This window comes from Microcystis sp. BLCC-F209 (assembly GCF_041928595.1).
Taxonomy (GTDB): Bacteria; Cyanobacteriota; Cyanobacteriia; order Cyanobacteriales; family Microcystaceae; genus Microcystis.
Genome location: NZ_JBHFLL010000330.1, coordinates 1 through 2290 on the forward strand (window position 1 = coordinate 1; position 2290 = coordinate 2290).

Annotated in this window: 3 protein-coding genes; all 3 read left to right on the forward strand. The window is 43.9% G+C overall.

Going from position 1 to position 2290, the window contains the following annotated elements; all coding sequences use genetic code 11:
- Nucleotides 1-173: 173 nt before the first annotated feature.
- The 3 genes from ACE1AQ_RS22175 to ACE1AQ_RS22185 all read left to right on the forward strand — a co-directional run bounded on the left by ACE1AQ_RS22175 (nucleotide 174) and on the right by ACE1AQ_RS22185 (nucleotide 1649).
- The gene (locus tag ACE1AQ_RS22175; protein ID WP_002803355.1) at nucleotides 174-695 is read left to right on the forward strand and encodes a photosystem I assembly protein Ycf3; all 522 of its coding nucleotides are present in this window, start codon (nucleotides 174-176) and stop codon (nucleotides 693-695) included.
- Between the two features lie 148 nt (nucleotides 696-843).
- A complete protein-coding gene (gene gatC / locus ACE1AQ_RS22180) occupies nucleotides 844-1140 on the forward strand; it encodes an Asp-tRNA(Asn)/Glu-tRNA(Gln) amidotransferase subunit GatC (protein WP_002803357.1) in 297 nt (98 codons plus the stop codon).
- Between the two features lie 107 nt (nucleotides 1141-1247).
- Nucleotides 1248-1649, forward strand: a complete 402-nt coding sequence (locus ACE1AQ_RS22185; protein WP_002803359.1) for a phosphomannose isomerase type II C-terminal cupin domain — start codon at nucleotides 1248-1250, stop codon at nucleotides 1647-1649.
- The last annotated feature ends 641 nt before the right edge of the window (nucleotides 1650-2290 follow it).

Here is a 2290-nt window from a genome sequence, read left to right on the forward strand (position 1 = left end):
TGCTTCGCCCCTACAGGACGCGGGCCGATGAAGACGCAAGGTTTTGAAGCACGATTCTCTCAAAATCTTGCACCTGTTTCGCGAGAAAAGCCACAAAACCCTTACCTTGCCTACATTTCACCTTTATTCAGCAAGCCCTAAATAGTCATTTTGATCGCCTAATCGTCCTAACTATGCCACGCACCCAACGTAACGATAATTTTATTGATAAATCTTTTACCGTCATGGCGGATATCATTTTAAAGATACTGCCCGCCAATAAAAAAGCCAAGGAAGCCTTTGTTTATTACCGTGATGGGATGTCTGCCCAAGCTGACGGCGAATACGCCGAAGCCCTAGATAACTACTATGAAGCGTTAACCTTAGAAGAGGATCCTAACGATCGCAGTTATATCCTCTACAATATCGGCATTATCCACGCTAGTAACGGCGAGCATGAAAAGGCTCTGGAATACTACGAAGAAGCTATCCAACTTAATCCTAGAATGCCCTCCGCCTTGAATAATATCGCTGTTATTTACCATTTTCAAGGGGAAAAAGCCAGAGAAGACGGCCGACAAGCGGAAGCAGAAGCACTCTACGACAAAGCGGCAGAATACTGGAAACAAGCCATCCGATTAGCCCCCAATAACTACATTGAAGCCCAAAACTGGCTGAAAATCACCGGGCGATCGGAAATTGATGTTTTCTTCTAAATTGAGGAGACAGGATTCAGGAGTCAGGAGTCAGGAAATTGCTTTTATTTATTCTCCCCAATTGATAATTCATAATTGATAATTCATAATTTCCACTCCCTCACTCCCCAATTCATCATTCATAATTCATCATTACCCCATTTCCCCCATGATCGATCGAGCAACAGTTGAAAAAATCGCCCATTTAGCCCGTTTAGAGATTGATAGCGGCGAAGAAGAACAATTTGCGGCGCAATTAAGCGGAATACTGGATTATTTCGAGCAGTTAAGCGAATTAGACACGGAAAATGTGCCACCCACCACGCGAGCGATCGAAATTCAAAATATCACTCGCGCCGATAGTAATAGACTTTATCCCGATCACGAGGTCTTAGTGCAAGAATCGCCGGCCCCAGAAGGGGATTATTTCCGCGTTCCCCGTATTCTCAACACCGACGAAGAGTAAATCAGTGACCACTATTTACTGTTTACTGATCACTGATTTAGATGCCATCTAGGGTTTTTGCTGCTATCTTGGACTAAGATCAGACCTAGCAATGGAGACATAATATAATGATCGCATCCCAAGATGTGGCACCATTTCAGCTTATTTCGACCGTAGAATCGGCAGCAACAGAATTTAGGCCTTGGGGTTCTTTCACCACCCTAGAAGAAGGTCCCGGTTATAAAATCAAGCGGATTGAAGTAAATCCGGGTCATCGTCTCAGTTTACAGATGCACTACCATCGCAGTGAACACTGGATTGTGGTTTCGGGGACGGCAAAAGTCACCTGTGGAGATAACGAGGAAATTCTCGGTGCTAATCAGTCCACCTATGTGCCGCAGTGTACCGCTCACCGTCTGGAAAACCCCGGGGTGATCAAATTGGTGTTAATTGAAGTGCAAAATGGGGAATATTTAGGAGAGGATGATATAGTCCGTTTTCAGGATGATTATGCTCGCCATCAGAGCTAAGACAGTGTTTAGGGGGACAGAAGGGCAAGAAACTATATTTTCGCCCCAAAAACCTGTTTAGGTCAGTCTGCCTGACTGTCTTCCCTGTTGTCAAGGCTACTCAAGTTATAGAAAAATTTTCTTTTCCGGCCGGGTAGCGGTTTTCCTCCATGGCAGAAAAATAAACTCCCCCTAGACCCTGTGTGGGAAGCTTGAGGAAAGCTGGGCTAGGGGAAATAATTTATTCCTTTGCTGGATTAACTCTAGCATATAACTCTGATTTGTCAGGACTATAACAGCCAGATGTCAATTCTATGACAAAGAAAAGCCGCTCATAAGCTGCCCCCGCATCTAAATTGCTGGTTGAGATGAGGCACTCTTGCACTCTTGCAACAGGAAAGGGATTGGGGGAGATTCAGCTAATCTCAGGATAGGCCGTTAAAATGCGTCTTAGCTTATTCAGGAGATTATTTTTATTTGTTCTCCGCTCTCCCCTCTCCCCACCTGCCAATTCGTAATTTATGGTTCTTCGGTTTGTCTTATGCAACGTACAGGATTATAAAGAATGAAACTCTTATAGAGAAAGACATTTGGCGATTTTTGTCAATTGTTTTTGATCTAGAGCGAACTAATCAATTAAGTCTCTTGCCAGATAAGGATTT

Excerpts from the sequence above, each read along its gene's own strand:
- ACE1AQ_RS22185 (WP_002803359.1), top strand. The coding sequence starts at position 1,248 with ATGATCGCATCCCAAGATGTGGCACCATTTCAGCTTATTTCGACCGTA.
- gatC (WP_002803357.1), top strand. The coding sequence starts at position 844 with ATGATCGATCGAGCAACAGTTGAAAAAATCGCCCATTTAGCCCGTTTA.
- ACE1AQ_RS22175 (WP_002803355.1), top strand. The coding sequence starts at position 174 with ATGCCACGCACCCAACGTAACGATAATTTTATTGATAAATCTTTTACC.